Origin of the sequence: Hydrogenophaga sp. (assembly GCF_051858985.1) — a bacterium.
In the GTDB taxonomy this organism is placed as follows: Bacteria; Pseudomonadota; Gammaproteobacteria; order Burkholderiales; family Burkholderiaceae_C; genus Hydrogenophaga.
Window position 1 is genome coordinate 397,222 of record NZ_JBHYGM010000001.1, and the last position, 22,737, is coordinate 419,958.

The 22,737-nt window shown below is 64.0% G+C and carries 25 protein-coding genes and 3 tRNA genes; 17 read left to right on the forward strand and 11 right to left on the reverse strand.

Translation table 11 applies throughout. The features are described from left to right. Nucleotides 1-38: 38 nt before the first annotated feature. From ACTIEY_RS01910 to ACTIEY_RS01920, 3 genes are read right to left on the reverse strand one after another with little or no spacing between them, the layout of a single operon-like run. Nucleotides 39-506, reverse strand: coding sequence for a hypothetical protein (locus tag ACTIEY_RS01910; RefSeq protein ID WP_159604235.1), 468 nt, complete (start codon nucleotides 504-506; stop codon nucleotides 39-41). A 30-nt stretch (nucleotides 507-536) separates the two neighbouring features. Further along, the gene (locus ACTIEY_RS01915) at nucleotides 537-914 is read right to left on the reverse strand and encodes a DUF3703 domain-containing protein (protein ID WP_159604237.1); all 378 of its coding nucleotides are present in this window, start codon (nucleotides 912-914) and stop codon (nucleotides 537-539) included. Beyond that, nucleotides 898-1,554, reverse strand: a complete 657-nt coding sequence (locus tag ACTIEY_RS01920) for a cation transporter (RefSeq protein ID WP_439517423.1) — start codon at nucleotides 1,552-1,554, stop codon at nucleotides 898-900. The genes ACTIEY_RS01915 and ACTIEY_RS01920 overlap by 17 nt, the downstream gene beginning before the upstream one ends. Before the next feature lie 80 nt (nucleotides 1,555-1,634). Here ACTIEY_RS01920 and ACTIEY_RS01925 point away from each other — a divergent pair, with 80 nt between their 5' ends. The 6 genes from ACTIEY_RS01925 (at nucleotide 1,635) to ACTIEY_RS01950 (ending at nucleotide 6,176) form a co-directional block, all read left to right on the forward strand. Then, the gene (locus tag ACTIEY_RS01925; RefSeq protein WP_159604241.1) at nucleotides 1,635-2,057 is read left to right on the forward strand and encodes a Cd(II)/Pb(II)-responsive transcriptional regulator; all 423 of its coding nucleotides are present in this window, start codon (nucleotides 1,635-1,637) and stop codon (nucleotides 2,055-2,057) included. Between the two features lie 207 nt (nucleotides 2,058-2,264). Then, on the forward strand, nucleotides 2,265-2,696 hold the full coding sequence (locus tag ACTIEY_RS01930; protein WP_439517424.1) for an HU family DNA-binding protein: 432 nt from the start codon (nucleotides 2,265-2,267) through the stop codon (nucleotides 2,694-2,696). 135 nt (nucleotides 2,697-2,831) lie between these two features. Next, nucleotides 2,832-3,104 carry a 2Fe-2S iron-sulfur cluster-binding protein gene (locus tag ACTIEY_RS01935; protein ID WP_439517425.1) on the forward strand — a complete coding sequence of 91 codons (273 nt, stop codon included), beginning with the start codon at nucleotides 2,832-2,834 and terminating at the stop codon, nucleotides 3,102-3,104. Nucleotides 3,105-3,201: 97 nt separating this feature from the next. Further along, entirely contained in the window at nucleotides 3,202-4,122 is a 921-nt protein-coding gene (locus ACTIEY_RS01940) for a LysR family transcriptional regulator (RefSeq protein ID WP_439517426.1), read from the forward strand. A 96-nt stretch (nucleotides 4,123-4,218) separates the two neighbouring features. Then, the gene (locus ACTIEY_RS01945; protein ID WP_439517427.1) at nucleotides 4,219-5,208 is read left to right on the forward strand and encodes a Bug family tripartite tricarboxylate transporter substrate binding protein; all 990 of its coding nucleotides are present in this window, start codon (nucleotides 4,219-4,221) and stop codon (nucleotides 5,206-5,208) included. After that, nucleotides 5,205-6,176, forward strand: a complete 972-nt coding sequence (locus tag ACTIEY_RS01950) for a succinylglutamate desuccinylase (protein ID WP_439517428.1) — start codon at nucleotides 5,205-5,207, stop codon at nucleotides 6,174-6,176. The genes ACTIEY_RS01945 and ACTIEY_RS01950 overlap by 4 nt, the downstream gene beginning before the upstream one ends. A gap of 643 nt (nucleotides 6,177-6,819) precedes the next feature. On the opposite strand, the gene ACTIEY_RS01955 is transcribed toward ACTIEY_RS01950, so the two are convergent. Then, the gene (locus ACTIEY_RS01955) at nucleotides 6,820-7,815 is read right to left on the reverse strand and encodes a LysR family transcriptional regulator (RefSeq protein ID WP_439517429.1); all 996 of its coding nucleotides are present in this window, start codon (nucleotides 7,813-7,815) and stop codon (nucleotides 6,820-6,822) included. 51 nt (nucleotides 7,816-7,866) lie between these two features. Here ACTIEY_RS01955 and ACTIEY_RS01960 point away from each other — a divergent pair, with 51 nt between their 5' ends. The 11 genes from ACTIEY_RS01960 to sorU all read left to right on the forward strand — a co-directional run bounded on the left by ACTIEY_RS01960 (nucleotide 7,867) and on the right by sorU (nucleotide 16,250). Beyond that, entirely contained in the window at nucleotides 7,867-8,973 is a 1,107-nt protein-coding gene (locus ACTIEY_RS01960; protein WP_100174373.1) for a YeiH family protein, read from the forward strand. Nucleotides 8,974-9,134: 161 nt separating this feature from the next. Next, on the forward strand, nucleotides 9,135-9,566 hold the full coding sequence (locus ACTIEY_RS01965; RefSeq protein WP_008904227.1) for a nuclear transport factor 2 family protein: 432 nt from the start codon (nucleotides 9,135-9,137) through the stop codon (nucleotides 9,564-9,566). A gap of 120 nt (nucleotides 9,567-9,686) precedes the next feature. Then, on the forward strand, nucleotides 9,687-10,004 hold the full coding sequence (locus tag ACTIEY_RS01970) for a COG4315 family predicted lipoprotein (RefSeq protein WP_231624607.1): 318 nt from the start codon (nucleotides 9,687-9,689) through the stop codon (nucleotides 10,002-10,004). Between the two features lie 46 nt (nucleotides 10,005-10,050). Next, nucleotides 10,051-10,554, forward strand: coding sequence for an RNA polymerase sigma factor (locus ACTIEY_RS01975; RefSeq protein WP_008904230.1), 504 nt, complete (start codon nucleotides 10,051-10,053; stop codon nucleotides 10,552-10,554). Between the two features lie 19 nt (nucleotides 10,555-10,573). Further along, complete coding sequence (locus ACTIEY_RS01980) at nucleotides 10,574-11,473, forward strand: anti-sigma factor family protein (protein WP_108322911.1); 900 nt, start codon at nucleotides 10,574-10,576, stop codon at nucleotides 11,471-11,473. Nucleotides 11,474-11,634: 161 nt separating this feature from the next. Then, nucleotides 11,635-13,029, forward strand: coding sequence for a YncE family protein (locus ACTIEY_RS01985; protein ID WP_062405660.1), 1,395 nt, complete (start codon nucleotides 11,635-11,637; stop codon nucleotides 13,027-13,029). Then, nucleotides 13,026-13,385: a DUF305 domain-containing protein gene (locus tag ACTIEY_RS01990; protein WP_008904210.1), complete on the forward strand. Its 360-nt coding sequence runs from the start codon at nucleotides 13,026-13,028 to the stop codon at nucleotides 13,383-13,385. The genes ACTIEY_RS01985 and ACTIEY_RS01990 overlap by 4 nt, the downstream gene beginning before the upstream one ends. 70 nt (nucleotides 13,386-13,455) lie before the next feature. Next, nucleotides 13,456-13,989: an RNA polymerase sigma factor gene (locus ACTIEY_RS01995; RefSeq protein ID WP_050813810.1), complete on the forward strand. Its 534-nt coding sequence runs from the start codon at nucleotides 13,456-13,458 to the stop codon at nucleotides 13,987-13,989. Continuing rightward, nucleotides 13,986-14,588 carry a hypothetical protein gene (locus ACTIEY_RS02000; protein WP_066787015.1) on the forward strand — a complete coding sequence of 201 codons (603 nt, stop codon included), beginning with the start codon at nucleotides 13,986-13,988 and terminating at the stop codon, nucleotides 14,586-14,588. Before ACTIEY_RS01995 ends, ACTIEY_RS02000 begins: the two co-directional genes overlap by 4 nt. An 85-nt stretch (nucleotides 14,589-14,673) precedes the next feature. Continuing rightward, the gene (gene sorT, locus ACTIEY_RS02005) at nucleotides 14,674-15,906 is read left to right on the forward strand and encodes a SorT family sulfite dehydrogenase catalytic subunit (protein WP_041484972.1); all 1,233 of its coding nucleotides are present in this window, start codon (nucleotides 14,674-14,676) and stop codon (nucleotides 15,904-15,906) included. Then, nucleotides 15,903-16,250 carry a SorU family sulfite dehydrogenase c-type cytochrome subunit gene (gene sorU / locus ACTIEY_RS02010; RefSeq protein WP_008904214.1) on the forward strand — a complete coding sequence of 116 codons (348 nt, stop codon included), beginning with the start codon at nucleotides 15,903-15,905 and terminating at the stop codon, nucleotides 16,248-16,250. Before sorT ends, sorU begins: the two co-directional genes overlap by 4 nt. 1,404 nt (nucleotides 16,251-17,654) lie before the next feature. On the opposite strand, the gene ACTIEY_RS02015 is transcribed toward sorU, so the two are convergent. The 7 genes from ACTIEY_RS02015 to ACTIEY_RS02045 all read right to left on the reverse strand — a co-directional run bounded on the left by ACTIEY_RS02015 (nucleotide 17,655) and on the right by ACTIEY_RS02045 (nucleotide 22,735). Beyond that, a tRNA-Asp gene (locus tag ACTIEY_RS02015) sits at nucleotides 17,655-17,731 on the reverse strand. 70 nt (nucleotides 17,732-17,801) lie between these two features. After that, a tRNA-Glu gene (locus tag ACTIEY_RS02020) sits at nucleotides 17,802-17,877 on the reverse strand. Between the two features lie 74 nt (nucleotides 17,878-17,951). Further along, nucleotides 17,952-18,027, reverse strand: a tRNA-Ala gene (locus tag ACTIEY_RS02025). Between the two features lie 78 nt (nucleotides 18,028-18,105). Then, on the reverse strand, nucleotides 18,106-19,491 hold the full coding sequence (gene gltX, locus ACTIEY_RS02030; protein ID WP_439517430.1) for a glutamate--tRNA ligase: 1,386 nt from the start codon (nucleotides 19,489-19,491) through the stop codon (nucleotides 18,106-18,108). A gap of 1 nt (nucleotide 19,492) precedes the next feature. Continuing rightward, the gene (locus ACTIEY_RS02035; protein ID WP_439517431.1) at nucleotides 19,493-20,704 is read right to left on the reverse strand and encodes an O-succinylhomoserine sulfhydrylase; all 1,212 of its coding nucleotides are present in this window, start codon (nucleotides 20,702-20,704) and stop codon (nucleotides 19,493-19,495) included. Between the two features lie 18 nt (nucleotides 20,705-20,722). Further along, complete coding sequence (gene purF / locus ACTIEY_RS02040; protein ID WP_439517432.1) at nucleotides 20,723-22,228, reverse strand: amidophosphoribosyltransferase; 1,506 nt, start codon at nucleotides 22,226-22,228, stop codon at nucleotides 20,723-20,725. Between the two features lie 21 nt (nucleotides 22,229-22,249). Next, the gene (locus ACTIEY_RS02045; protein WP_439517433.1) at nucleotides 22,250-22,735 is read right to left on the reverse strand and encodes a CvpA family protein; all 486 of its coding nucleotides are present in this window, start codon (nucleotides 22,733-22,735) and stop codon (nucleotides 22,250-22,252) included. Nucleotides 22,736-22,737 lie beyond the last annotated feature (2 nt).

A 22,737-nucleotide genomic window follows, 5' to 3' on the forward strand; every position in this document is an offset into this window, starting at 1 on the left:
TTTAGGGCCGTGGGATAGACCAGTTGATGTGTGGCAGTTCACGGCGGGAGCACTTCGCCCATCGATAACCGCCTAGCGAGCAGGCGCCAACGGCGCTGTCGGTGCCGGTAAAACGCTTGTGCAAACAACCAGACTGGGAGCGTGAGCAGGCCCGCATCGATGATTACCGAATCCTTGTAGCGGGTTCGCCCGGCGTTTGATGTGATCGAGATGGTGTGGTCCCAAACCTTGACCAGGGCGCTGTGGCCGTTGTCACGGAGCAGGAATCCTCCCCCAGACTGAGGAAAGGAGATCACGATGGCTTGTTTGCCAAAAGGCAGGAAGCCCAGTAGTCGCACTGCGACCCAGAAGGTGCCCTCGGACCATTCCACGGGCCAAGAGCTTGGGTTGATCGGTGCGAAGTGAACCAACGGATGGGCAACGAACTTGAGCAGTTGCGTTGTCTTGGCATTGGCGACCGCTTGCTCAACCGAGCAGTCAAGCAATGTGGAAACATCGATTCGCACGTTTTGGCCGGCGGTTTCGCGGGACGATCTTCAACGCAGCGGCTGGGCTGCTTGAGCAATCAGCTCGGCCAGTTCCTGACGCACGGGAAGCGGCTCGAAGGCGCTCACGGTTGATCTACCCGGGTTGCCCAAGGGCAAGCGCCCGCTCAAATGCCCCAAAGGCACCAAAGCCAGTCTGAGTACCTGCCCAGCAGCTTCTGCCCAGTCGCGGGTGCGCCATGCCAACCGCAGCATCAGGGCGTGCGTCTGCAGATGCGGCTTAACGTGGAGCTGCCCCGCGACATGCGCAGCCTCAAGGTACAGCCACGCCTGCTGAGGGGACTCAGCGATCTTCGCCGCATGGACTAGTCGAGCAAAGGTGTCTTTGTCGCATTGACGGTCTGACATCGTTTCAGTGGACGTGGCCATGGCCGCCTCCCTCGTTTTTGCTCTCGCCAAGCTCACCCCTGGCCTGCCGCAACACGGTCCAACCGCCGTGTAACGCCAGAGCCGCCATGAGACTGGCCACCAACAGGTCGGGCCAGGCAGAGCCGGTGCCGAACACACCGAGCGCGGCCATGAACACCGCCACGTTACCGATGGCGTCGTTGCGCGAGCACAGCCACACGCTGCGCATGTTGGCGTCGCCCTCGCGAAACGCGTAGAGCATCCAGGCCACGGCCACGTTGGCCACGAGTGCCAGCAGCGCCACCGCACCCATGGTCGTGGCTTGCGGGACCCCGCCGTGCCACACCGACCACACCGCAGCGCCCAGCACATATAGGCCAAAGCCCATCATGCTCACGGCCTTGAGCATGGCCGCGCGGGCGCGCCAGGCCAGGGCAGACGCCAGCACGGCGAACGACACGGCGTAGTTGAGCGCGTCGCCCGCAAAGTCCACCGCATCGGCCAGCAGCGAGAGCGAGCCCGACTGGAAGCCGGCGCCAATCTCCACCAGAAACATGGCGGCGTTGACGATCAACGCGATCCAGAGGATCTTGCGGTAGCGCGGCAGGTTGACGAGGGACTCGGCCTTGGGGGTGTCGTGTTCACAGCAATGGGCGGACATGGTTTTTCCTTTCGATGCCTGCATTGGAAACCCTGGAGTCGCTACAGTGTCAATCACTTGTTTGAACTGAGGGCTTCAACATGCAGATCAAGGACCTTTCCCGCGCCACGGGCGTGGATGTTGAAACCATCCGCTACTACGAAAAGCAGGGTCTTCTGCCCGAGCCGGCGCGGCGAGACAACGGTTACCGAGACTACGCTGCGCAGCATCTAGAGCGTCTGTCCTTTATCCGGCACTGCCGGGCGTTGGACATGCCGCTGGCCGATGTGAACCGTTTGCTGGGTTTTGTAGATGCGCCGCTGGCTGATTGCAGCGACGTGGACATGCTGGTGGATGAACAGCTGGCGCGGGTGCGCGCACGGCTCAAGAGCATGCGGGCGCTGGAGAAACAGTTGCTGCAGTTGCGGGCGCGCTGCTCGGGCTCGCACGAAGGGCACTGCGGCATTCTGGACGAGCTGGTGTCTGCGGCGCATGGCGAGGCGTGCGCCAGCCATTCAGGATAAAGCCACGTCAAGGATCGGTAAGAACTGAAAACCAGTCATTGCCTTCGGAATCCTGAACGGCTGCATCGTGCTGGATTCTCATTGCCCCTATTTCTTCTGCGAACTTCCGCAACCAGTCTGAAGCCGTCTTGCCACGTGAGCACTCTTGGTTTCTACAATCATGTGGCGCGCCTTGCGCATTCTCATCACTCGAAAGTAGATCAATCCATGGCAACTGCAAAGAAGACTATCGCTGCGAAGAAGGCAGCACCCGCCGCGAAGAAGCCAGTCACAGCCCCCAAGGCCGCCGCGGTCAAGAAGCCGACTGCCAGCGTGGCGACACTGAAGCCGATCAAGACGGCCTTCAACAAGACCACGCTCCAGGTTCATCTGGCCGAGGTCGCCGGTGTCGAGCCGAAGGCCGCGAAAGCCGTGTTGGCTGCGTTGGAAGCCACGATCGTGGCCTCCATGAGCAAGAAGGGCCTGGGCGAGTTCACGCTGCCAGGTCTGCTCAAGATCACCGCGCAGGCGATCCCTGCCAAGAAGAAACGCCGCGGCATCGACCCCTTCACCAAGGTTGAGCGCGAGTTCGCCGCCAAACCTGCCACCGTGCGCGTGAAGGTTCGCCCCCTCAAGAAGATCAAGGACGCCTCCCTGTAAGGTCTCCCGGGCGCTCGGCGACAAGCTGAGCGCCCACACCGGCCGCCCTGTGGTACTTCAAGCGGTCGGTCTCGCCACTGGCGTGGCTCGGCATGCGTCGAGCCCACAAATGCTTGTCGTCCACCTCCAACGCGCATGAAAACCTTTCGTCTTCGGGTTGACGGCCAAGCGGCTGACGTAGAGGCAGACAGCGCGACCAGCTTGTTCGCTGCGATGACGCGCGCGGGAATTGCATGGCCAGTGTCCTGTCGCAACGGGACCTGTCGAACGTGCATGGCTCGCTTGCTGCAGGGGCAGGTGCGCTACGACATCCCCTGGCCCGGCCTGAGCGCCGAGGAAAAGATGGAAGGCTATTGCCTGCCCTGCATTGCGCGGCCCACGGCAGATGTTGTCATCGCCCGGGCCTGAACTGTCGCGCAAAGAGTCAAGCTGCGTCCTCTGGCCACGCTGCGCACCGCGGCCCAGGCATCGGACTTGTCGAAGCATGGGCAATGCGGTGTACTGCGTGCAGTTCAAACTGCTCCACCTTCAATCGATGGATATCAAGCTGATCGAAGACCTGGCCGCGCTTCAGCGTTGTGCCAGCTATGTCAAAGCGGCAGAAGAAAGGCACGTCACCCACCCTGCGTTTGGGCGTCGCATCCGTGCTTTGGAAGACTGGGCTGGTGTGCCGCTGGTGGCTAATGCCAGGGCACCGGTGAAGCTCACACCCGAAGGGCAGGCGCTCTTGGCGCAAAGCGCTCCCCTGCTGGCGGGCTTGCAGCAACTCCGCACGCAGTGGGGTGCACCTCAGTCAGCGGACGGCGGTGGCGTCGGCTCCTTGCGCATCGGTACGGGTCGAACGCTTGCACGCACCCTGGTGGCAGACTGGCTCGCAAAACTGCGCGGCACCATTCGGGGTGCGCGGGTTCATCTGCACACCAGCGCCATGGCAGAGGTCTGTGCTTCGTTTGAACGCGGGGAGGTGGACTTCCTCATCTGCTACGAGCACCCGGCGCTGTCCAACGGCCTGACCGGGCAGAGTTTTAGACACATCACGTTGGCCACCGACAGGCTGCTCCCTGTCGCACGGGTGGATGCATCAGGCAGAGCGCGCCATGATCTGTACGACCCGAACTGGATTGGCTATGCGCCCACCCTGACCTTGGGTCGCCTCCTCAACGACCACTTGAATGCGACCCGCCCAGCCCAACAGCCAGCACCAGCCATCGTGTGCGATTCGGCCGATGCGGTGCTGGAGCTTGCGATCAAAGGTCTTGGAATGGCCTGGCTCCCCCATTCATTGGCTTCTGCCTCGGTTCGTTCAGGGCTGCTCAAGGTGTTGGGCGGGCGGGGTGATCAGATCCACTTTGAAGTTCGCCTGTATCGGCATCGGGCTCGCCAGTCAAAGCTGGTTGAGGCTGCATGGGAACTCAGCAATCGGTAGAGAGCACGCGTCGGTGCCAGATCGGCACCTTGGTCGAGACGGAGGTTCCTAAAGTCCGCTTCATAGCTGCTGGGTCGCAGCCAATCAGGAACAACGATGAAACCCCACCTGCTTCGCCGACGAGATGTTCTGCTGGTCACTGGCGCTGCCGCAGCGGTCACCTGCGTACCGGCACTGTCCCAGACGCCGACATACCCCAGCCGACCGATCACGCTCGTTGTCGGCTATCCCCCTGGGGGCAGCACCGATTTAACAGCGCGCGTGCTGGGCGAACAGCTTGCCCGAACGCTGGGCCAGCCGGTGGTGATCGAGAACGTGGGAGGTGCCGGTGGCGCCCTGGGTGCACAGCGTGTGGCGCAGGCCAATGCCGATGGTCACACCTTGCTGCTGGGCAGCAACAACGAGATGGCCATCGCTGGCCTGATCAATCCCGCGCTGCGTTATGACCCCCTCAAACAGTTCACGCCCATTGGCAGAGTGGCCTCCCAGCCCATGGTCCTGGTGGCCAGCAATCAGTCGGGCATGAAGGACATGAGTTCCTTTATCGAGCGAGTGAAGCAGAACCCCGGCAAGTTCAGCTACGGGTCCTCCGGTGTGGGGACGGCTTTGAACCTGGCAGGAGAAATGGTCAAGCAGGCTGCGGGCTTGTTCATCGTGCACATCCCCTACAGGGGCGTGGCGCCCCTGACCACCGATCTCATCGGGGGTCAGCTCGAGCTGGGTGTTTTCGTGCTCTCCAGTGGTTTGCCTCAGATCACGTCGGGCAAAGTGGTGGCCCTCGGCGTGACCGAGCGCGCCCGTTCTCCGGTAGCGCCCAACATACCCGCGCTCTCAGAACTGCCGATCCTGCGCAACGTGGATATCGGAACCTGGTTCGGTCTGTGGGGTCCGGCAGGTTTGCCCGCAGGCGTCACCCAACGCCTCAATGCTGCGCTGGCCGAGTCCTTGAAAGCACCCGATCTGGTGCAGCGCCTCACAGCTTCCGGGGCCACCATCTCCGATCCCGGCGTTGCTCTGGCTCAGTTCCAAGCCACTGAGATCGACAAGTACCGGCGAATCGTGCAACAAGCCAACATCCGCGTGTGAACTCACCCCCATTCGAGATACCGCCTCCAGACCTGACACCCTGGCTGGCTGGGAACACAGGTACGCATGGCGTCTGGCGGTTCGCTGCAGATGCACCTGGCCGGCACGTACTGGTCACAGCGTTGGTGCATGGCAATGAGATATGCGGTGCCTGGGCCCTGCGCGACTGGCTCGAAGCAGGGGCGAGGCCACGCCGCGGCACACTGACTCTCGCTTTTGCCAACTTGGATGCGTTCTCCCGGTTTGACCCGGCGCAGCCTCACGCTTCGCGCTTCGTGCACACAGACATGAACCGGTTGTGGGGGGACATGCCTTGGCGACATGACGGCGCGGGGACAGGGTCAGAGCACCAGCGTGTGCTCGAACTTCTGCCCCATGTGAACGCGAGCGACTGGCTGCTCGATCTGCATTCGATGCACGAGCCTGGGCCGCCATTGGGAATGGTTGGGCCATTGCATCGCCATGCCAGGATCGCAAAAGGCTTGGAACTGGACGCACTGCTAGTTGCAGATCAGGGGCATCGCGCAGGAGTTCGCCTGCGCGACCACGCTCAGTATGGTGACGCGCTGGCACACAATGCTTTTGCGTTGCTGGTTGAATGCGGATTCCACGGTGCAAGCGAATCGATCCATGTGGCGCGCGACGTGATGGCGCGTTTCTTGACGCTAAGCGGTGTGGTCGACCCTGGCGACGTTCCGCAGGGATGGCGTCGGGCGTCACCGCGGCAGGCCCCTCCCCTGCTGGAGGTCACGCATGCAGTGACCGTCGCGCCGGGCGAGGCACCCCGCTTTACCCAGGCTTGGCGCTGCGGAGATCTCGTTGAGAAAGCCGGCACGGTGATTGGGTGGAATGCCGAGGTGGCGGTCAGTACTCCGTACGACAAGTGTGTTCTTGTCATGCCCACTCTGTTGCACGCAACTCCCGGCGCGACTCTTGTGAGAATGGCAAGGAAACGGGAGGTTGCGTGAGCAGGTTCTTGTTGGTTCGGACGCGTCAGTTCCAGGCAGCTTCGGCCTGCGAAACTCGCAAGGTCAAGTGACCGCAGCAGACTGATTGCTGCCACTTAGGTTCGACGGCAGAGTCCATGGGCGCCACCGCAAGCGGTCGCTCACCGGTCAGGATCTCAAGCGACCGATCGATTACCTGTACCGGTCGTTCGGCACTGTAGCGAAGTGCAAAGTTCTGGAATGGCCCTTTGCGTCACGGACGAAACGGTGTTCTGGACCCTGGGCAGGCCTTCTTCAAGCGCCAGCAGGGAGGGCGAATCACTTCTTTTGGTCCTTCAGTGTCCGTAGCGCAATACCCGCCACCCGGGTTCCCAGTGCTCCTCAAAGTGCGTGATAGACGGGCAATAGTTCACTTTGACCTGATGCTGTTGCAACATTCTGATCATTGCTCTCGCCGCAAATAAAGAAGGAGACAAGGGGTGGCCGTTGGATCGCAATGCCCAAGACATCGCGTGCGGTATGTGGATATGCGGCAGTCTTGACCTCGCCATCCGCATCCGGCATTTGTGCAGGTGAGCCTGCCGTGAATCTCGTTGAAGGTGCGTGGATAAGCTTGAGCGCCGACTGGCGAGCTGCTCAGGCCTGACCTCGATGGAGTCACATTTCATGGCGCCGTTTTCTCGGCGCCAGATACCTGGTCGACAAATGCCAGCAGCGAAGCGGTGGGCTGTTTGTCGCGATGCACGACCAGGTGAGATTGTCGGAGCTGCCGCGGCAAGGTCGTGGCGATGCGGCACAGGCGGCCGGCCTCCAAAGCGTCGCTCACGACCCACGACGAAAGGCAGGCCACCCCCATACCCGCCTCGGCCGCATGTTTGATCGCCTCCGAACTTCCCAGCTCGATGCTTCGACGGTAGGAGCGCAAGTGGGGCAGCAGACTTTGGTCGGTGGCCTCGCGCGTTCCCGAGCCCAACTCACGCACCAGCCAGACCCCTTCACGCAGTGTCCGCATTGGCACCCGCTCGCCGGCCAGGCTCATTCGTGCCCACGCGCTGTCGGGCGATGTAACGACCACCATCTCGTCCTGGTGCCATGGCGTGACGGCCAGCGCCGCTTGGTGGCAAGGCCCTTCGATCAGGCCCACGTCCAGTTCAAACGCAGCGACCGCGTCACAGATGGCCGCCGTGTTTCCGATCACGACCTTTGAGCGCCAGGCACTGGCATGGCCCGGTTGCGCTGCGACAAAACGGGCCAGCAGCCTGGGCAGCACATAGTTGCCGATGGTGGTGCTGGCGCCGATGCGCAGCGACTGCGCCTGGGCGCTGCCATCGCGGGACATCAACTCGATGCCGGCGGCACCGTCCAGCAGCGCCAGGGCCCGCGGCAGTAACGCACGGCCGTTGTCGTTGAGCAGCAGGCGCTTGCCCGCGCGGTCGAACAGGCGCAGCGACAGCAGCCGCTCAAGTTCATTCACGGCCGAGCTGGTGGCCGACTGCGACAGCGCGATCTCGGCGCTGGCTGCCGTGGTAGTGCCGCTGCGCGCAACCGCCACGAAGATCTGCAGCTGTCGCAGCGTGAGGCGAAGGGTATTCATGGCGGATTTGTTTGCAAAGCGATCAGATGGGTACATCTTAGCGATACAACCCGTTTGACGGGTCATCTATGAAGCCGGAAGCTTCGTCCTCATGAACTTCAACCGGAGGCAAGCAGCATGACCATCAACGTACTTCCTGAGCCACGCACATCGGCCTCTGCATCGGCTTTCGCACGCATGCTCCCCGGCCTGGCCCTGAGCGGCGCCTTGGCTGCCACCGGTATCGCGCTGGGCCGCATCGCCTGGCTGCAGGACCATGGCTTCAGTGCGCTGACGCTGGCCATCGTGCTGGGCATGATCGTGGGCAACACGGTTTACCCGTGGGCCCCGCGCTGGGCGGTAGCCAGCGGCGCCGGCGTCAACTTCTCCAAGCAGAACCTGCTTCGCCTGGGCGTGGTGCTGTACGGCCTGCGGCTCACCGTGCAGGACATTGACCATGTTGGCATAGCTGGTGTCGCCATCGACACAATGATATTGGGCTCGACCTTCGCACTGGCCTGCCTCATCGGCACGCGCTGGCTGGGCCTGGAGCGCAAGACGGCGATGCTGATCGGCGCTGGCAGTGCCATCTGCGGCGCTGCTGCGGTGATGGCCGCCGAGCCGGTGGTCAAGGCGCGCGCCGAGCAGGTCACGGTGGCGGTGGCCACGGTGGTGGTGTTCGGCACGCTGGCGATCTTCCTGTACCCGGCGCTGTTCGAGCTGAACCGGCACTGGGCGCTGATCCCCGGCGGCGCCAACGGGTTCGGCATCTACGTCGGATCGACCATCCACGAGGTGGCCCAGGTGGTGGCCGCAGCACGTTCGGTGGGCCCGGACGCAGCCAACTCGGCCGTCATCGCGAAGATGGTTCGAGTAATGATGCTGGCGCCGTTCCTGGTGATGCTGTCGGCTTGGCTGGCGCGCGACAGCACCCTGCAAGCCCTGGTGGAGGCAGAGCATGCTCACGCCAAGGGTCAACTCGCTGTGCCCTGGTTCGCCTTCGGCTTCGTCGCGGTTGTGTTGCTCAATTCGCTGCAATGGCTGCCGGCGTCGGTGGTGGCAGTGACGATCGAGATTGACACCGCGCTGCTGGCGATGGCGATGGCTGCGCTCGGCCTGGCCACGCACATCGGCGCCATTCGCAAGGCCGGGGCCAAGCCGCTGCTGCTGGCGTTGATCTTGTTCGGCTGGCTCATCGTCGGAGGCGCGCTCATCAACCGCTGGGTGCCGGCCCTGCTGGGCTGAAGCCTCGAATTCACGGCCCAGGGCCCTGACCCTAAATTTCTTTGCACGCTCTGGAATAGACCGCATGCCGACGCCGTCTGCTCTTTTGTCGGGACCTATCGGACCCTTCGTCCAGCACTCACCCCCCTTCACTTCACACCAACCCTTCATCGGAGCCCACAATGTTCAAGACTTTCGCTTTCGCCGCCACCGCCCTGACGCTCGCCTCCGGCAGCGCCTTCGCCGCCCCCAGCGACGACGCCCGCACGCACTTCCAGGCCATCGCCTCGGGCGACACCCAGATCGTCATGCGTGCCTATGCCGACCAGGCCCAGCTGAACTGGGTAGGCGGCCCACTCGACGGCACCTATGCCACCACCGATGCCATTCGCGGCACCTGGGAGAAGTTCGGCAAGGCCGTCGGCCCACTGAAGCTCACAGTCGGCCAGATTGAAGAATCGGCCAACCCCAAGGGCGCCACCGTCTCGGCCAACGTCGTCTTCGAAGGCAAGATGCCCATCAAGGTGCGCTACGTGCTGACGTTCCGTGAAGGCAAGATCGTCAGTGAAACCTGGCAGATCGACCCCAAGCTGGCGGTGGCTGCGGCTTACTGAACGGCACGCAGCGTGGCTACTCTCCACCAGACCCTAAAGGACAACCCCATGAAGCACCTTTCGACTCTGGCCGCGCTGCTGATCACAGCGGCTTCCTTCGCGGCACCACTCACCGGCGCTATGGCTGCCGACGCGCCGGCCAAGCTCGCCAACGGCGCGCTGGTCGACGCCAAGGGCATGACGCTCTACACCTTCGACAAGGACGTGGCAGGCAGCGGCAAAAGCACCTGCAACGGCGGCTGCGCCGCGCTGTGGCCGCCCGCGATGGCCGCCGCCAGCGACCAACCCGCCGGTGCATACACGATCGTCATGCGCGACGACGGTGCGCGCCAGTGGGCCTACAAGGGCAAGCCGGTGTACACCTACCAGGCCGACCAGAAGCCCGGCGACCGCGCCGGCGACAACTTCAAAGACGTCTGGCACATCATCAAGGAATGACATTTGCTGTCGACTTCCGTCCAGACCCTCAGGCCACGACCCCCCGATGCAAGACGACGCAAGCCTGCTGAGCTGGGTGCCGCGCCTGCGCCGCTATTCGCGCGCACTGGTGAACAACCGTGACGACGCCGACGATTTGGTGCAGGACACGCTGGAGCGGGCCTGGGCCAAGTCGAACCTGTGGGGCGGCGTGGCCGACATGCGCGCCTGGCTCTTCAGCATCATGCACAACCTGCACGTCGATGGCGTGCGCCGTCCCAGGCTGCACACCGTGACCATGGACGACGACACGCCCGAAGTGCCGGTGGCGCCGACACAAACCGACAGGCTGGCTGTACTGGATCTGCAGGCTGCACTGGACTTGCTGCCCGTCGAGCAGAAGGAAGTGCTTCTTCTGGTGACGCTGGAAGACATGGCCTATGCCGATGTGGCGCAGGCCCTGGGTATCCCCATCGGCACCGTGATGTCGCGCCTGTCGCGAGGCCGTGAGCGCCTGCGCGGCCTGATGGAAGGCCGCGCAGAACCGGTGCGGCTGAAAGTCGTCAAATGAATGTATTGCGAAGCAACCCATGAATACCGACCGTCCGCCACCGTCCATTCCCCCGGTCACCGAGGCCGACCTGCATGCGTTCGTTGATGGCCGCCTGCCCGCTGAGCGCCAGGTCGAGATCGCCGCTTATCTGGCCGCACGCCCTGAAGACGCGCAGCGCTTGGAGGCCTACCGGGCGCATAAGCGCGAACTGCACGCCTTGTTCGATCCCGTGCTGGATGAACAGCCGCCGCAGCGCCTGCTGAAATCGGCGCGCCCGCGCGCCGTGCCGCAGACGCCTTGGTACCTCCAGCGCCTGGCCGCTGGGATCGCCATCGCCGTCATCAGCGGCGCCACAGGCTGGGGCTTGCGGGGCGGCCTGCCCGCGGGGGGCGACGATGCCGGCCGCATGGCCGCCGCGGCACCCGCCGAGCGCGGCCTGACGCTGGCGTCAGCGGGCGGCTTCGCGCAGCGCGCGGCGGTGGCTCACGCGGTATACAGTCCCGACCCGCGCCGCCCGGTCGAGGTGGACGCGGCGCACGAAGACCAGCTCGTGGCCTGGCTGTCCAAGCGCATGGGCGCGCCGATGAAGCCGCCGTACCTGCAGGCCCAGGGCTATACGCTGGAAGGCGGGCGCCTGTTGCCGGGCGGCCAGGGGCCGGTGGCGCAGTTCATGTACCGCAACGAGCTCGGCAGCAAACTGACGCTGTACGTATCCAACGATGTCGCCGACGTGGGCAGTGCCGCGGGGCCGGACAAGGCACTGCAGGCCAGCGTGAAGAACACAGACACGGCCTTCCGCTTCGCACGCGAAGGTGTGGTCAATGTCTTCTACTGGGTCGACGGTCCCTTCGGCTACGCCCTGTCGTCCGACGCCGACCGCAGCGTGCTGGCGCAGGTGTCGGCCGAGGTCTATCGGCAACTTGGCACCCCGCGCTGAAGGCCAGGGCGGCGTCGGCGCGACGCGCTGTCGGCATGCCCAGGGAATGAAACGGCCCGAGCCGCGCTCTTGACCTGAAGCAAGCGCTGGGCAGTGGTTCATCGGCGGCTCCCGGCCCACGACCCAAGCGATCACTCTCCACACCAACTCAGAAAGCACACATGACCACCCAACGCCGCGACATTCTCAAGTACACCCTGGCCGCCGCGGCAGCCAGCGCGCTGCCCGCAGCACATGCCCAGGCCCCGTCCGGCGCTTCAGCGGGAGCCGCAGCCACCGGCATCGACCCGCGCGACCGCGTCTTCATCACCAATGAAGACTCCAACACGCTGGTCGTCATCGATCCGAAGACGAACACCGTCGAGAGCACGATCAACCTGACCAGCTTCGACGAAGACCCGCGGCCTCCATTTCGCTACGTCACCGCCGGCGTGGCGCCGACACACGCGGCGATGATCCACAAGCCGCTGTACCACGGCTGCATCGACGCCCACGGCGCGGTGCCGTCGCCCGACGGCCGGCTGCTGGCCACCAGCGGGCGCGGCTCCAGCAACATTTATCTGATCGACGCCGAGCAGCGCCGCGTGATCGGCAACACACCCAACCCTGCGTCTGGGCCCACCACCAACCCCGAGCGCCTGAGTAGTGGCCTGCTGCTGGGCCGCGAACCGCACGAGCCCACTTTCACGCGCAACGGCCGCGAGCTGTGGGTCACGCTGCGCGGTGAAGACCGTATTGCCATCGTCGGCGTCGATCGTGCCGTTCGCCAGCTCAAGGGGGCCGACAGCCCGGGCTCCAGCGCGGTTCGCCAATACCTGCCCACACTGAGCGGCCCGGCGCAGGTGTGGTTCAACCGTGAGGGTACGTTGGCCTTTGTGGCCAGCCAGAAGGTGTCGAAGATCGACGTGTTCCGCGTCAACCCCGGCGCGGATGGCCACAGCCAACCGCAGCGGCTGACCACGCTGGACATCAGCGCACAGGACAAACCCGGCTTCACGCCCTTCATGAAGACCACACCCGACGGTGCCGAGGTGTGGTTCTCGCACAAGCTGGCTGATGCGGTGTCTTGCCGCTCGACGCAGGGTGGCTTCGACCTGATCGACACCGTGCCACTCGGCATGGGCGCTCGGCCCAACCACGTTGAGTTCGTGCGCAATGCGCGCGGCAGCGTGGTCTATGCCAGCCTGGCGCGCATCGACGATGGTGGCCCCGGCGGCGTGGCGTCGAGCCCGATCGCCATCATCGACCGCAGCGCTCCGGGCGGACAGCGCAAGGTGGTGGGCACCTTCTCCAGCCGTGGCCGCGAGTCGCACGGGTTGTGGACCAACCCCGAGAACACGCTGCTGTATGTGGCCCACGAACAGGACGAGCTGCCCGGCACGCCCAACGCGGGCCAGACCGTGTGCAGTGCATTTGATGTGAGCGACCCGCTGCGCCCGACCTTCATTGCGCAGATCCCCCTGGGCAATCTGACGCTGCCCTCTGGCGCGCTGCGCAACAAAAAGAGCATCAACCTCGTCTACGTGCGTGTGGGCGAGAAGGGCCAGACGGCATGAGCGGCGCGCACACCAGCCACGGCGCCAGCGCCGCGCACACCAGCGCATTCCAGCGGGATATGGACGAATCGATGGCCCGCATGATGCAGGCCATGCACAGCCCGGGCTACGCAGGCCAGGCCGACCAGGACTTTCTGGCGATGATGATTCCGCACCACGCCGGCGCTGTGGACATGGCGCGGCTGGTGTTGCAGCATGGGCGCGATCCTGTCACCCGGCAGTTGGCCGAGGAAATCATTGCCGGGCAGACGGTGGAGATCCAGAGCATGCAACGCCGACTGCACACCCTGCAGCAGCGCACAGCCAAAGGTGCGGAAGCGGAATTTCCGTCGCTGGGTGGGACGCGGGGGCCTTGATCGACAGCCCTAGGGAAAGTACCAATGAGCGCCACGGAATGAACCAAGCCATGCAGCGCTCTTGATCACCATGCTGTTCCAGTCTGCCGAGTCCCGCTATAACCAATGGGTGCGTGAGCACTACCGTTTTTTGCTGCGCAGTGCGTGGGCGCTCACTGGTTCGCGCGCCATTGCCGAAGACGTGGTGCAAGACTGTTTTGCCAACGCCTGGAAGCACCGGGAGCAACTGCGCGACGCTGCGCTGGCACGGGCTTGGCTCTTTCAGATCATGCGCCGCGCCGCCTTTCGCCAGGCCGCACCCAGCATGCAGTCGCTGGACGATGAAGAGCAGCCCGAGCAAGCGGCGCCCGACGCGGGGCTGGACGACAAACTCGATGTCGTCAAGGCGCTCGCGCGCCTGGCGCCCATCCACCGCGAGGTGCTGGTGCTGTTTTATTTCGACGACATGCCCACCGCCCAGATGGCCGAGGCGCTGGAGATCGCGCCCGGCACGGTGTTGTCGCGCCTAGCCCGTGCGCGCGACGCTTTGAAGCTGGCCATGGGGGTACCTGCGACACCCAAGGCCGATGTCAACGTTACCCCGTTTCGCAGGACCAAGACATGAGCCCCGATACCGACGCGCCTTTCCTGCCCGACAGCGAATTCGATTTGCGCGCGCGCGCCGAGTTGGCGATCGCCTTCGAGGCCAGCGACGCACCGGCACACCTGTACCGAAAGCCGCAGCCGCTGCTGGCGCGACGCGGCTTGCAGCGTTTTCTGGCTGCGCTTTTGCTGGCCGGTGGCACCAGCGGCGGGGTGCTCGCCGTGCGACCGCCAGCGATGGTGCGCGACGCGATCGACCACGAATACCACGAGCGCAGCTTGCGGGGCAGTTTCATGGAGCAGCGCCAGTTGCTCATGCACCTGGGCATGCGGGACGCCAACGTGGTGCCCGGGTTTCCCCAACTCATGCGGCCATGCGATATCGAAGGTCACCTCGCTTACCACCTCACCACGTTCTTCGAGAAGGGCGGCATGGTGACGGTGTATGCCTTTGACCAGTCTGTGGACCTGCGCGAGGCCAGCGGCTGGTGGAGCAACGTGCACTGGAAGGTGATCCGCTCGCGCGAGGGCAAGCCCTTGTTGCTGGTGGCCCAGAAAAAGAAGGCACTGGCGGTCGCGCAGACGGCACTGCAGGCACCTCCCGTGTCCGGGCCAGGCTGAGGCACCGCGTCCCTGTCAACGAATCAACCGCTCACCCCTTTCACCCCAACCGGCGCACGACGCCCAACCACCGGAGACCCCAGAAATGAACCAACAACCCACCTCGCTCCCCCGGCGCCACCTGCTGGCCGGCAGCGGCGCTGCTTTGGCTGCCGTTGGTCTGGCCAGCTTTGGCCGCACCGCAGCCGCTGCTGGTGAGACCGCGCCCGTCGCCTTGGCCGGTGCTGCCAAGCCTCTGCCAGCGTACGTGGGCTGGAAGGACCCGGCCAGCCTGATCGTGCACAGCAGCACCACCATTGAGACCAAGCGCAGTGTGTTCGGCACCAGCGTAATCACGCCGTCCGAGCAGCTCTACATCCGCAACAACCTGCCCGCGCCCGACGCCTCGATCCTGGGCAACCGCGATGCCTGGGAGATCAACATCGAGGGGGTGAAGAACCCGCGCAAACTCACGCTGGGCGACCTCAAGCGCATAGGCATCGAGACCACGGCGATGGTGTTGCAATGCTCTGGCAACGGACGCGGCTACTTCCCCAACAAGCCCAGTGGAACGCCTTGGCAAGTGGGCGCAGCAGGCTGTGTGGTGTGGAGCGGTGTGCCGGTGCGCTGGGTGGTGGATGCCCTGGGCGGCGTGGAGGCCGGCATGGCCTACCTCACCGGCACAGGCGGCGAAAAACTCCCCGATGGACTGGACCCCAAGAGCGTGATCGTGGAACGCTCGGTGCCTGCTGCCGCACTCGCCGATGCCCTGCTGGCCTGGGAAATGAACGGTGTGCCGATTTCGCTGGCCCACGGCGGCCCACTGCGCTTGATCGTGCCGGGTTACACGGGCGTGAACAACATCAAGTACGTCAAACGCCTGGCCTTCACCGCTCAGGAGACCGACGCACGCATCATGTCGCACGGCTACCGCATTTCACCGCCCGGCGCGAAGGGCGACCCGTCGCAGCCATCGGTGCAGGAAATGACGGTGAAGTCGTGGATCAACGGTCCCGGCACGGACGGCGCCCCGCTTAAAGCGGGTGACACACAGATCCATGGCGTGGCGTTTGGCGGCATGAACGCGGTGGCCAAGGTCGAGGTTTCTCTGGACGGCGGAAAAACCTGGCAGCTCGCGCGCATGGTGGGGCCCGACCTCGGCCGCTTTGCGTGGCGGCAGTTTGTTTTTGCGGCGCGCCTGCCGGCGGGCCAGTTCACCCTGGCGAGCCGAGCCACCGACACCGCAGGCAACGTGCAGCCCGAACAACGCATGGAAAACGCGGGCGGCTACAACAACACCAGCTGGGCCGACCACGCCGTGAAAGTGAGCGTGGCATGAAGCGCACAATCCAAAAACACGCGTTGGTCGCTGCCCTGTGGTCGTTGGCATTCACAGTGCTGCCCGTGCACGCCGCCGACGATGCCGCGCAACTTCAACAAGGCAAGGTGTTGTTCGGCCAAGGCGCGGTGCCTGCCTGCGCCCTGTGCCATGCGCTCAAGGACGCGGGAGCCGAAGGCGCCGTGGGCCCCAGCCTGGACGAGCTCAAGCCCGATGCCAAGCGCGTGGCCACCGCGCTGCGCAACGGCATTGGGCAGATGCCGTCCTACAACGGCAAACTCAGTGATGCGCAAATTGCCGCCCTGGCGGCCTACGTGGCCAAGGCTTCGGGTGGATCAAAGTGATGGCTGGTTGGCCACAGCGCTGTTGCGCCAACTGACAAAAAGGACGGGATCACCTGCAAACAGCGATCCCGACTGAGTGGCTGACCCAGGGCGGGTCAGCCACTCACCATCACTTGCCTGGTTTGATGTCGGGGACCACCATCCAGCCAGCCCCCATCATCACAACCGCCGGGAACTTCTCGCCGGCCTAAGTCTTGCCCAGCATGGCCTTGTGCTCGCGGTAAGCCATCAACGCTGGCGACACGCCCAGGTGATTGATCGCACCATGCTTGATGCTGCTGCAGTCTTGCTCGTCGAGCTTGCAGATCTCTGCACGCTGTTGTCAACTCTCTAGCAATGTCAACTGCGCGCCTGAAACCTGTCTCTGCGCATTACCACGATGCATGAATAGGAGTGATCGCAATCCGGCACGCCAAGGGCATTCACGTTGAAAACTCGAACGGCAGCAACCGCTGCACTGCTGCCTCTCACCTTCCAAGGGTGGACGACAGCCATCAGTATTCACTTCATATTCTCCGAGACTCGCCGAGTACTTAGTGCACGGTCACCGCAAACCGCTGCTCAAATAGAGCGAGAAACCCCGTTTGAGTTTGCAGACTTCCGAGGTCTGCCCCTGCTTCTTTTGAGCTCGACAGCAGGTGGTGCCACCTTGGAACAAACGGTCTCGCGAGGTGGCTCGCCAAGGCCTGCGACAAAGGCTTCGAGATCTGAAACTCGAACCATCCTTCGGCGTCCGATCAGGAAGGTCGCAACTGGAAACCTTCCGGCAGAAAGCCAGTTTTTTGCTGTCTGGTTGGCAATACCAATTGTTCGGGCTCCCTCAAGGTAGGGGATCAGTAACGCTGTGCTCATGGCTCTTCCTGGCGGCGCGGACGCGCCCAGTTTCAACGAGCTGACGGGTTGAGACTGACAGATGATCGATCGAGACACGTGAAGTGTTCGACTCATCGACATTCCACGACATTGGGAAATGTTGATGCCGCACATGAGTGCGCGATTGAGCATGGAGTGGGAGGGCTTGTGTCGGACGGTCAGCTTGGGACATCACGACGATCAAAGCCTCGAGTCCGTTGAAAACGGACGTTCAATTTATCCACATTCAGATGGATGACTGCACGCAGAATACCACACGCGCCGATGGCATCGGCTCAGGTGGTGGCAGCCACCGAAAGTACACTCCCGACGTACTGGTACAGAGCCTGACATCAAGCGCTCTCACAGCGACGCTTCCACTCTGCTTGCATTGAAAGTGGGGACAAAACCGGGACGATCCTCCAGGTACTTCAAAGTCCTTCAAAGTATTTCCCGGGACAAAACGGGGACACTGATTTCCGTTCGGGCAAGAAAAAAGCCCGCTGCTTTCGCACCGGGCTTTATCTAAGCTGTTGATTTACAACGACATTTTGGCGGAGTGGACGGGGCTCGAACCCGCGACCCCCGGCGTGACAGGCCGGTATTCTAACCAACTGAACTACCACTCCTGGTAGATGGCGTTCGCTCTTGCGAGCCAAGTGCCAACCACTTGTTTGCCTACTTGCCTTGCGGCTTGTTTGGCGACCCTACGGGGATTCGAACCCCGGTACTCACCGTGAAAGGGTGATGTCCTAGGCCTCTAGACGATAGGGTCAAAACCTTGGGACTGAACGAACCGCGAATTCTAGCATCGGGTGACCGGTGCTCTTCTTCGCCACTGAAAAACTTTGGTGGAGGTAAGCGGGATCGAACCGCTGACCTCTTGCATGCCATGCAAGCGCTCTCCCAGCTGAGCTATACCCCCACGTGGGCTGCTTCCATGACCCCGGCAGATCGCTCCACCCGGTGCATTTCAGCAAGCCTCAGATTATAGGCGATATTTTCAGGCGGCCTGCAATCGGGCGAGCACGATCTCACGATCCTGCAGTTCCAGCACAGCGTCGAGCGAAGGCGTCTGTGCCGTGCCCATCACGAGCACGCGCACCGGCATCGCGAGCTGCGGCATCTTCAGGCCGTGCGCGGCCAGCGTCTCCTTGATGGCCGCAGATATCGCGGCCTTGTCCCAGGCGCAATCGGCCAGCTTGCTGGCCAGCGTGTTGAGCACCGGGCGCACCGCCGCGGTGACGTGCTGGGCGTGCTCTTCGGCGTTGGGCGTCACGTCGGCATAGAACGCCCTGGCCCACTGCGCAAGCGCGACGGTGGTGTCACAACGGTCCTTGAAGAGCGCGCAGATGCGAGGCAGGCGCGCATCGGCAACGACGCCCTGCTTCTCGAGCTGCGCCGACACCAGAGGCGCCAGCGCCTCGTCGGGCATGGTCTTGAGGTGCTGCGCGTTGACCCAGCGCAATTTGGCATCGTCAAACTGCGCGGCGCTGCGGCCCAGATGGTCGAGGTTGAACCATTCGAGGAACTGGGCGCGGCTGAAGATCTCGTCGTCGCCGTGGCTCCAGCCCAGGCGCGCCAGGTAGTTCACCATGGCATCGGGAAGGTAGCCTTCGTCGCGGTACTGCGTGACGGGCTTGGCCCCGTTGCGCTTGCTCATCTTCTCGCCCTGCTCATTGAGCACGGTCGGCAGGTGGGCGTACACCGGGGGCTCCTTGCCCAGCGCGCGGAAGATGTTGATCTGTCGCGGCGTGTTGTTCACATGGTCATCACCCCGGATCACGTGCGTGATGGCCATGTCGATGTCGTCGACCACGACGCAGAAGTTGTAGGTGGGCGTGCCGTCGGGCCGCGCGATCACAAGGTCGTCGAGTTCGTCGTTGCTGATCTCGATACGCCCCTTGACCTTGTCGTCCCAGGCCACCACGCCGCCCTGCGGGTTCTTGAAGCGCAGAACCGGCTTGACGCCTTCGGGCACCGGCGGCAATGACTTGCCCGTCTCGGGTCGCCAGGTGCCGTCGTAACGCGGTTTCTCCTTGGCGGCCATCTGCTTCTCCCGCAGGGCGTCGAGTTCGGCCACGCTCATGTAGCAGGGATACACCAGGCCGGCAGACGCCATGTCCGCGAGCACGGCCTTGTAGCGGTCCATGCGCTGCATCTGGTAGAACGGCCCCTCGTCGTGGTCCAGGCCCAGCCACTTCATGCCTTCAATGATCACGTCCACCGCCGCTTGCGACGAGCGTTCGAGGTCGGTGTCTTCGATGCGAAGGATGAAGACGCCGCCCGTGGAGCGCGCAAAGGCCCAGGGATAGAGGGCCGAGCGGATGTTGCCGAGGTGAATGAAACCGGTGGGCGAAGGCGCGAAACGGGTGCGGGTGGTGGGCATGTCAGAAGGAAGAAAGGCCACGATCGATGTCGGCCTGGATGTCGTCGAGATGTTCGAGGCCCACGGCCACGCGAATGAGGCTTTGCACCACGCCGGCGTCCTGGCGCTGGGCCTCGGTGAGGCGACCGTGCGACGTGCTCGCCGGATGAGCGAGCAGGGACTTGGTGTCGCCCAGGTTGGTCGAGAGCGAAAGCACCTGCAGCGCGTCGAGAACCTGGAAAGCGCGCTCGCGACCTTGCTCGGGGCTCGCTGCCTTCACCTCGAACGACAGAACGGCGCCGCCACAGCCCGCCTGTTGCGCCATGGCCAGGGCGTGCTGCGGGTGGCTGGCCAGGCCCGGGTAGTGCACACGAGCCACGCCAGGGTGTTGCTCCAGCCACCGCGCCAGCGCCAGTGCGCTGGCCGACTGAGCGCGCATGCGGATGTCCAGCGTCTCCAGTCCCTTGAGCACGACCCAGGCGTTGAAGGGGGCGAGCGTCATGCCCGCGCTCTTGAGCACCGGCAGAAACGTCTTGGTGACCATCTCCTGGCTGGCGCACAGGGCACCGGCCATCACGCGGCCCTGGCCGTCCAGGTACTTGGTGCCCGAGTGCATGACGATGTCAGCACCCAGCGCCAGGGGGCGTTGCAACGCGGGGGTCGCAAAGCAGTTGTCCACGCAGAGCAAGGCACCGGCGTTGTGCGCCAGGTCGGCCAGTGCGCGGATGTCGCACACCTCGGTAAGCGGGTTGGTGGGGGTTTCGGCAAACAACAGCTTCGTGTTCGGCGTCATGGCGGCTTGCCATGCGGCCACATCGGTCTGCGGCACGAAGGTGGATGCGACGCCAAACTTGGCGAGATCGGTGCCGATGAGTTTGATGGTGGAGCCGAACATGGACTGCGAACACACCACGTGGTCGCCGGCCTTGAGCAGGCCCATGCACATCATCAGGATGGCCGACATGCCCGATGCGGTGGACATGCACGCCTCGGCACCTTCGAGCGCGGCGAGACGTTGCTCGAAGCTGGCCACCGTGGGATTGCCGTAGCGGCCATAGGTGAACCCGTCTTCTTCACCAGCGAACCGGCGCGCAGCGGATTCAGCGGAAGGCTGCACGTAGCCGCTGGTGAGGTAGAGGGCCTCGGAATTCTCGCCGTACTGGCTGCGCGCAACGGCTTCGCGCACGGCCAGCGTGTCGCGGTGCAGGGCGGGAGCGGATTTCTTCTGCGTCATGGGGAGGATTCCTGGGGATCACGCCACCTGTGCGTTGGGCAGGGCCAGGCGTGATGTGTCTTCCTCGCCTTCTTCGCTCTGGTCGCGCCCGGCATTCAGGCGGGCGATGTCGTCGGGCGTGATGTCGCCGGTGACATAGACGCCGTCGAAGCACGAGGCGTCAAAGCCGTCGAGCTTCTGGTTCAGCGAGCCGATGGCCTGCTTCATCGCATCCACGTCCTGGTAGATCAGCGCGTCGCAGCCGATGCTCTCTCGCACCTCGTCCACCGTGCGGCCGTGGGCCACCAGTTCGTCGGGCGTGGGCATGTCGATGCCGTAGACATTGGGATAGCGCACCGGTGGCGCGGCGCTGGCCAGATACACCTTGCGCGCCCCGGCATCGCGCGCCATCTGCACGATCTCGCGGCTGGTCGTGCCGCGCACGATGGAGTCGTCCACCAGCAGCACGTTGCGGCCCTTGAACTCGCTGCCGATGACATTGAGCTTCTGGCGCACCGACTTCTTTCGCACCCCTTGGCCGGGCATGATGAAGGTGCGGCCCACGTAGCGGTTTTTCACGAAACCTTCGCGGTACGGCAGGCCCAGGAGCTGGGCCAGCTCCATGGCGCTGGGGCGCGACGACTCGGGAATGGGAATGACGACGTCGATCTCGTTGGGCGGCACGGTGGAGACCACGCGCTTGGCCAGGGTGATGCCCAGGTTCAGACGGGCCTGGTAGACCGAGATGCCGTCGAGCACGGAATCGGGCCGGGCGAGGTACACGAATTCGAAGATGCAGGGGTGGTGGCTGACCTTGTCGGCGCATTGCTGGAAATGCATCTGGCCTTCGAGGTCGACGAACACCGCTTCGCCCGGCTGCAGGTCGCGGTCGAGCACGTAGCCCGTGCCTTCGAGCGCCACCGATTCGCTGGCGACCATCACGCCGCCCTGGTCGTTGTGGCCCACACACAGTGGGCGAATGCCATGCGGATCACGGAAGGCGAGCAGGCCGTGGCCCGCCACCAGCGCCACCACCGCATACGAGCCCTTCACGCGCTGATGCACGCCGCGCACCGCCGCGAACACGTCCGCCGGCTTGAGCGTGATGCCACGCGTGACCTTTTCCAGTTCGTGCGCCAGCACGTTGAGCAGCACCTCGGAATCGCTCTCGGTGTTGACGTGGCGGTGATCGGTCTGGAACAGTTCCTGCGCCAGCGCCTTGGCGTTCGTGAGATTGCCGTTGTGCACGAGCACCAGGCCGAATGGCGCGTTCACGTAGAAGGGCTGGGCCTCTTCTTCGCTGAATGCGTTGCCTGCGGTGGGGTAGCGCACCTGCCCCAGGCCGCAGAGGCCGGGCAGCGCACGCATGTTGCGGGTGCGAAAGACGTCGCGCACCATGCCCTTGGCCTTGTGCATGAAGAACTTGCGCCCTTGCTGTGTCACGATGCCGGCAGCATCCTGGCCGCGGTGCTGCAGCAGCAGCAAGGCGTCGTAAATGAGCTGATTGACCGGCGTCTTGTTCACCACGCCCACGATTCCACACATGATTTGAACCCTCTGGAAAAACTAACGGATATGTCGGGCCACCGGCTCGGGTAACAAGGGGCGGATCTCCAGCAGCGTGGCGGAAAGCATGCCGGCCGCCGCCGATGCCCGCCACCAGGCAGCTTGCTGCATCTGCGTCACGCTCACCACCACGGCCACACCCAGCAGCATCACGAATGCACGCGCCAGCCCGAAGGCGCCGCCCAGAACACGATCGACCGGCCGCAGGCCCACCGAGGCCACCAGTTTCTGCACCAGCCAGGCCACCAGACCACCTGCAAAGGCCACCAGGACGAAAACCAGCACAAAGGCCACCGCCAGCTTGAGGGCCGGGGACAAACCGTCCATCGGCAGCCAGGCCGCCACGTCATCGGCCAACGCCTGGGCCAATATGAACGCCAGCACCCAGCCCACCAGAGACAGCACCTCGTACATCAAGCCGCGCCAGAGCCCCAGCAGCACGGACAGCAGCAAAACCGCGAGCAGCACCCAGTCCGTCGTCACCATGG

Coding starts and splice junctions, on each gene's coding strand:
- purF (WP_439517432.1), bottom strand. CDS start 22,228: ATGTGTGGAATCGTGGGCGTGGTGAACAAGACGCCGGTCAATCAGCTC.
- ACTIEY_RS01970 (WP_231624607.1), top strand. CDS start 9,687: ATGGCTGCCGACGCGCCGGCCAAGCTCGCCAACGGCGCGCTGGTCGAC.
- ACTIEY_RS01915 (WP_159604237.1), bottom strand. CDS start 914: ATGGCCACGTCCACTGAAACGATGTCAGACCGTCAATGCGACAAAGAC.
- ACTIEY_RS01960 (WP_100174373.1), top strand. CDS start 7,867: ATGACCATCAACGTACTTCCTGAGCCACGCACATCGGCCTCTGCATCG.
- ACTIEY_RS02035 (WP_439517431.1), bottom strand. CDS start 20,704: ATGACGCAGAAGAAATCCGCTCCCGCCCTGCACCGCGACACGCTGGCC.
- ACTIEY_RS01990 (WP_008904210.1), top strand. CDS start 13,026: ATGAGCGGCGCGCACACCAGCCACGGCGCCAGCGCCGCGCACACCAGC.
- ACTIEY_RS01955 (WP_439517429.1), bottom strand. CDS start 7,815: ATGACCCGTCAAACGGGTTGTATCGCTAAGATGTACCCATCTGATCGC.
- ACTIEY_RS02000 (WP_066787015.1), top strand. CDS start 13,986: ATGAGCCCCGATACCGACGCGCCTTTCCTGCCCGACAGCGAATTCGAT.
- ACTIEY_RS01920 (WP_439517423.1), bottom strand. CDS start 1,554: ATGTCCGCCCATTGCTGTGAACACGACACCCCCAAGGCCGAGTCCCTC.
- ACTIEY_RS01935 (WP_439517425.1), top strand. CDS start 2,832: ATGAAAACCTTTCGTCTTCGGGTTGACGGCCAAGCGGCTGACGTAGAG.
- ACTIEY_RS02045 (WP_439517433.1), bottom strand. CDS start 22,735: ATGGTGACGACGGACTGGGTGCTGCTCGCGGTTTTGCTGCTGTCCGTG.
- ACTIEY_RS01925 (WP_159604241.1), top strand. CDS start 1,635: ATGCAGATCAAGGACCTTTCCCGCGCCACGGGCGTGGATGTTGAAACC.
- ACTIEY_RS01965 (WP_008904227.1), top strand. CDS start 9,135: ATGTTCAAGACTTTCGCTTTCGCCGCCACCGCCCTGACGCTCGCCTCC.
- ACTIEY_RS01980 (WP_108322911.1), top strand. CDS start 10,574: ATGAATACCGACCGTCCGCCACCGTCCATTCCCCCGGTCACCGAGGCC.
- sorU (WP_008904214.1), top strand. CDS start 15,903: ATGAAGCGCACAATCCAAAAACACGCGTTGGTCGCTGCCCTGTGGTCG.
- sorT (WP_041484972.1), top strand. CDS start 14,674: ATGAACCAACAACCCACCTCGCTCCCCCGGCGCCACCTGCTGGCCGGC.
- ACTIEY_RS01975 (WP_008904230.1), top strand. CDS start 10,051: ATGCAAGACGACGCAAGCCTGCTGAGCTGGGTGCCGCGCCTGCGCCGC.
- ACTIEY_RS01995 (WP_050813810.1), top strand. CDS start 13,456: ATGCTGTTCCAGTCTGCCGAGTCCCGCTATAACCAATGGGTGCGTGAG.
- ACTIEY_RS01930 (WP_439517424.1), top strand. CDS start 2,265: ATGGCAACTGCAAAGAAGACTATCGCTGCGAAGAAGGCAGCACCCGCC.
- ACTIEY_RS01945 (WP_439517427.1), top strand. CDS start 4,219: ATGAAACCCCACCTGCTTCGCCGACGAGATGTTCTGCTGGTCACTGGC.
- ACTIEY_RS01985 (WP_062405660.1), top strand. CDS start 11,635: ATGACCACCCAACGCCGCGACATTCTCAAGTACACCCTGGCCGCCGCG.
- gltX (WP_439517430.1), bottom strand. CDS start 19,491: ATGCCCACCACCCGCACCCGTTTCGCGCCTTCGCCCACCGGTTTCATT.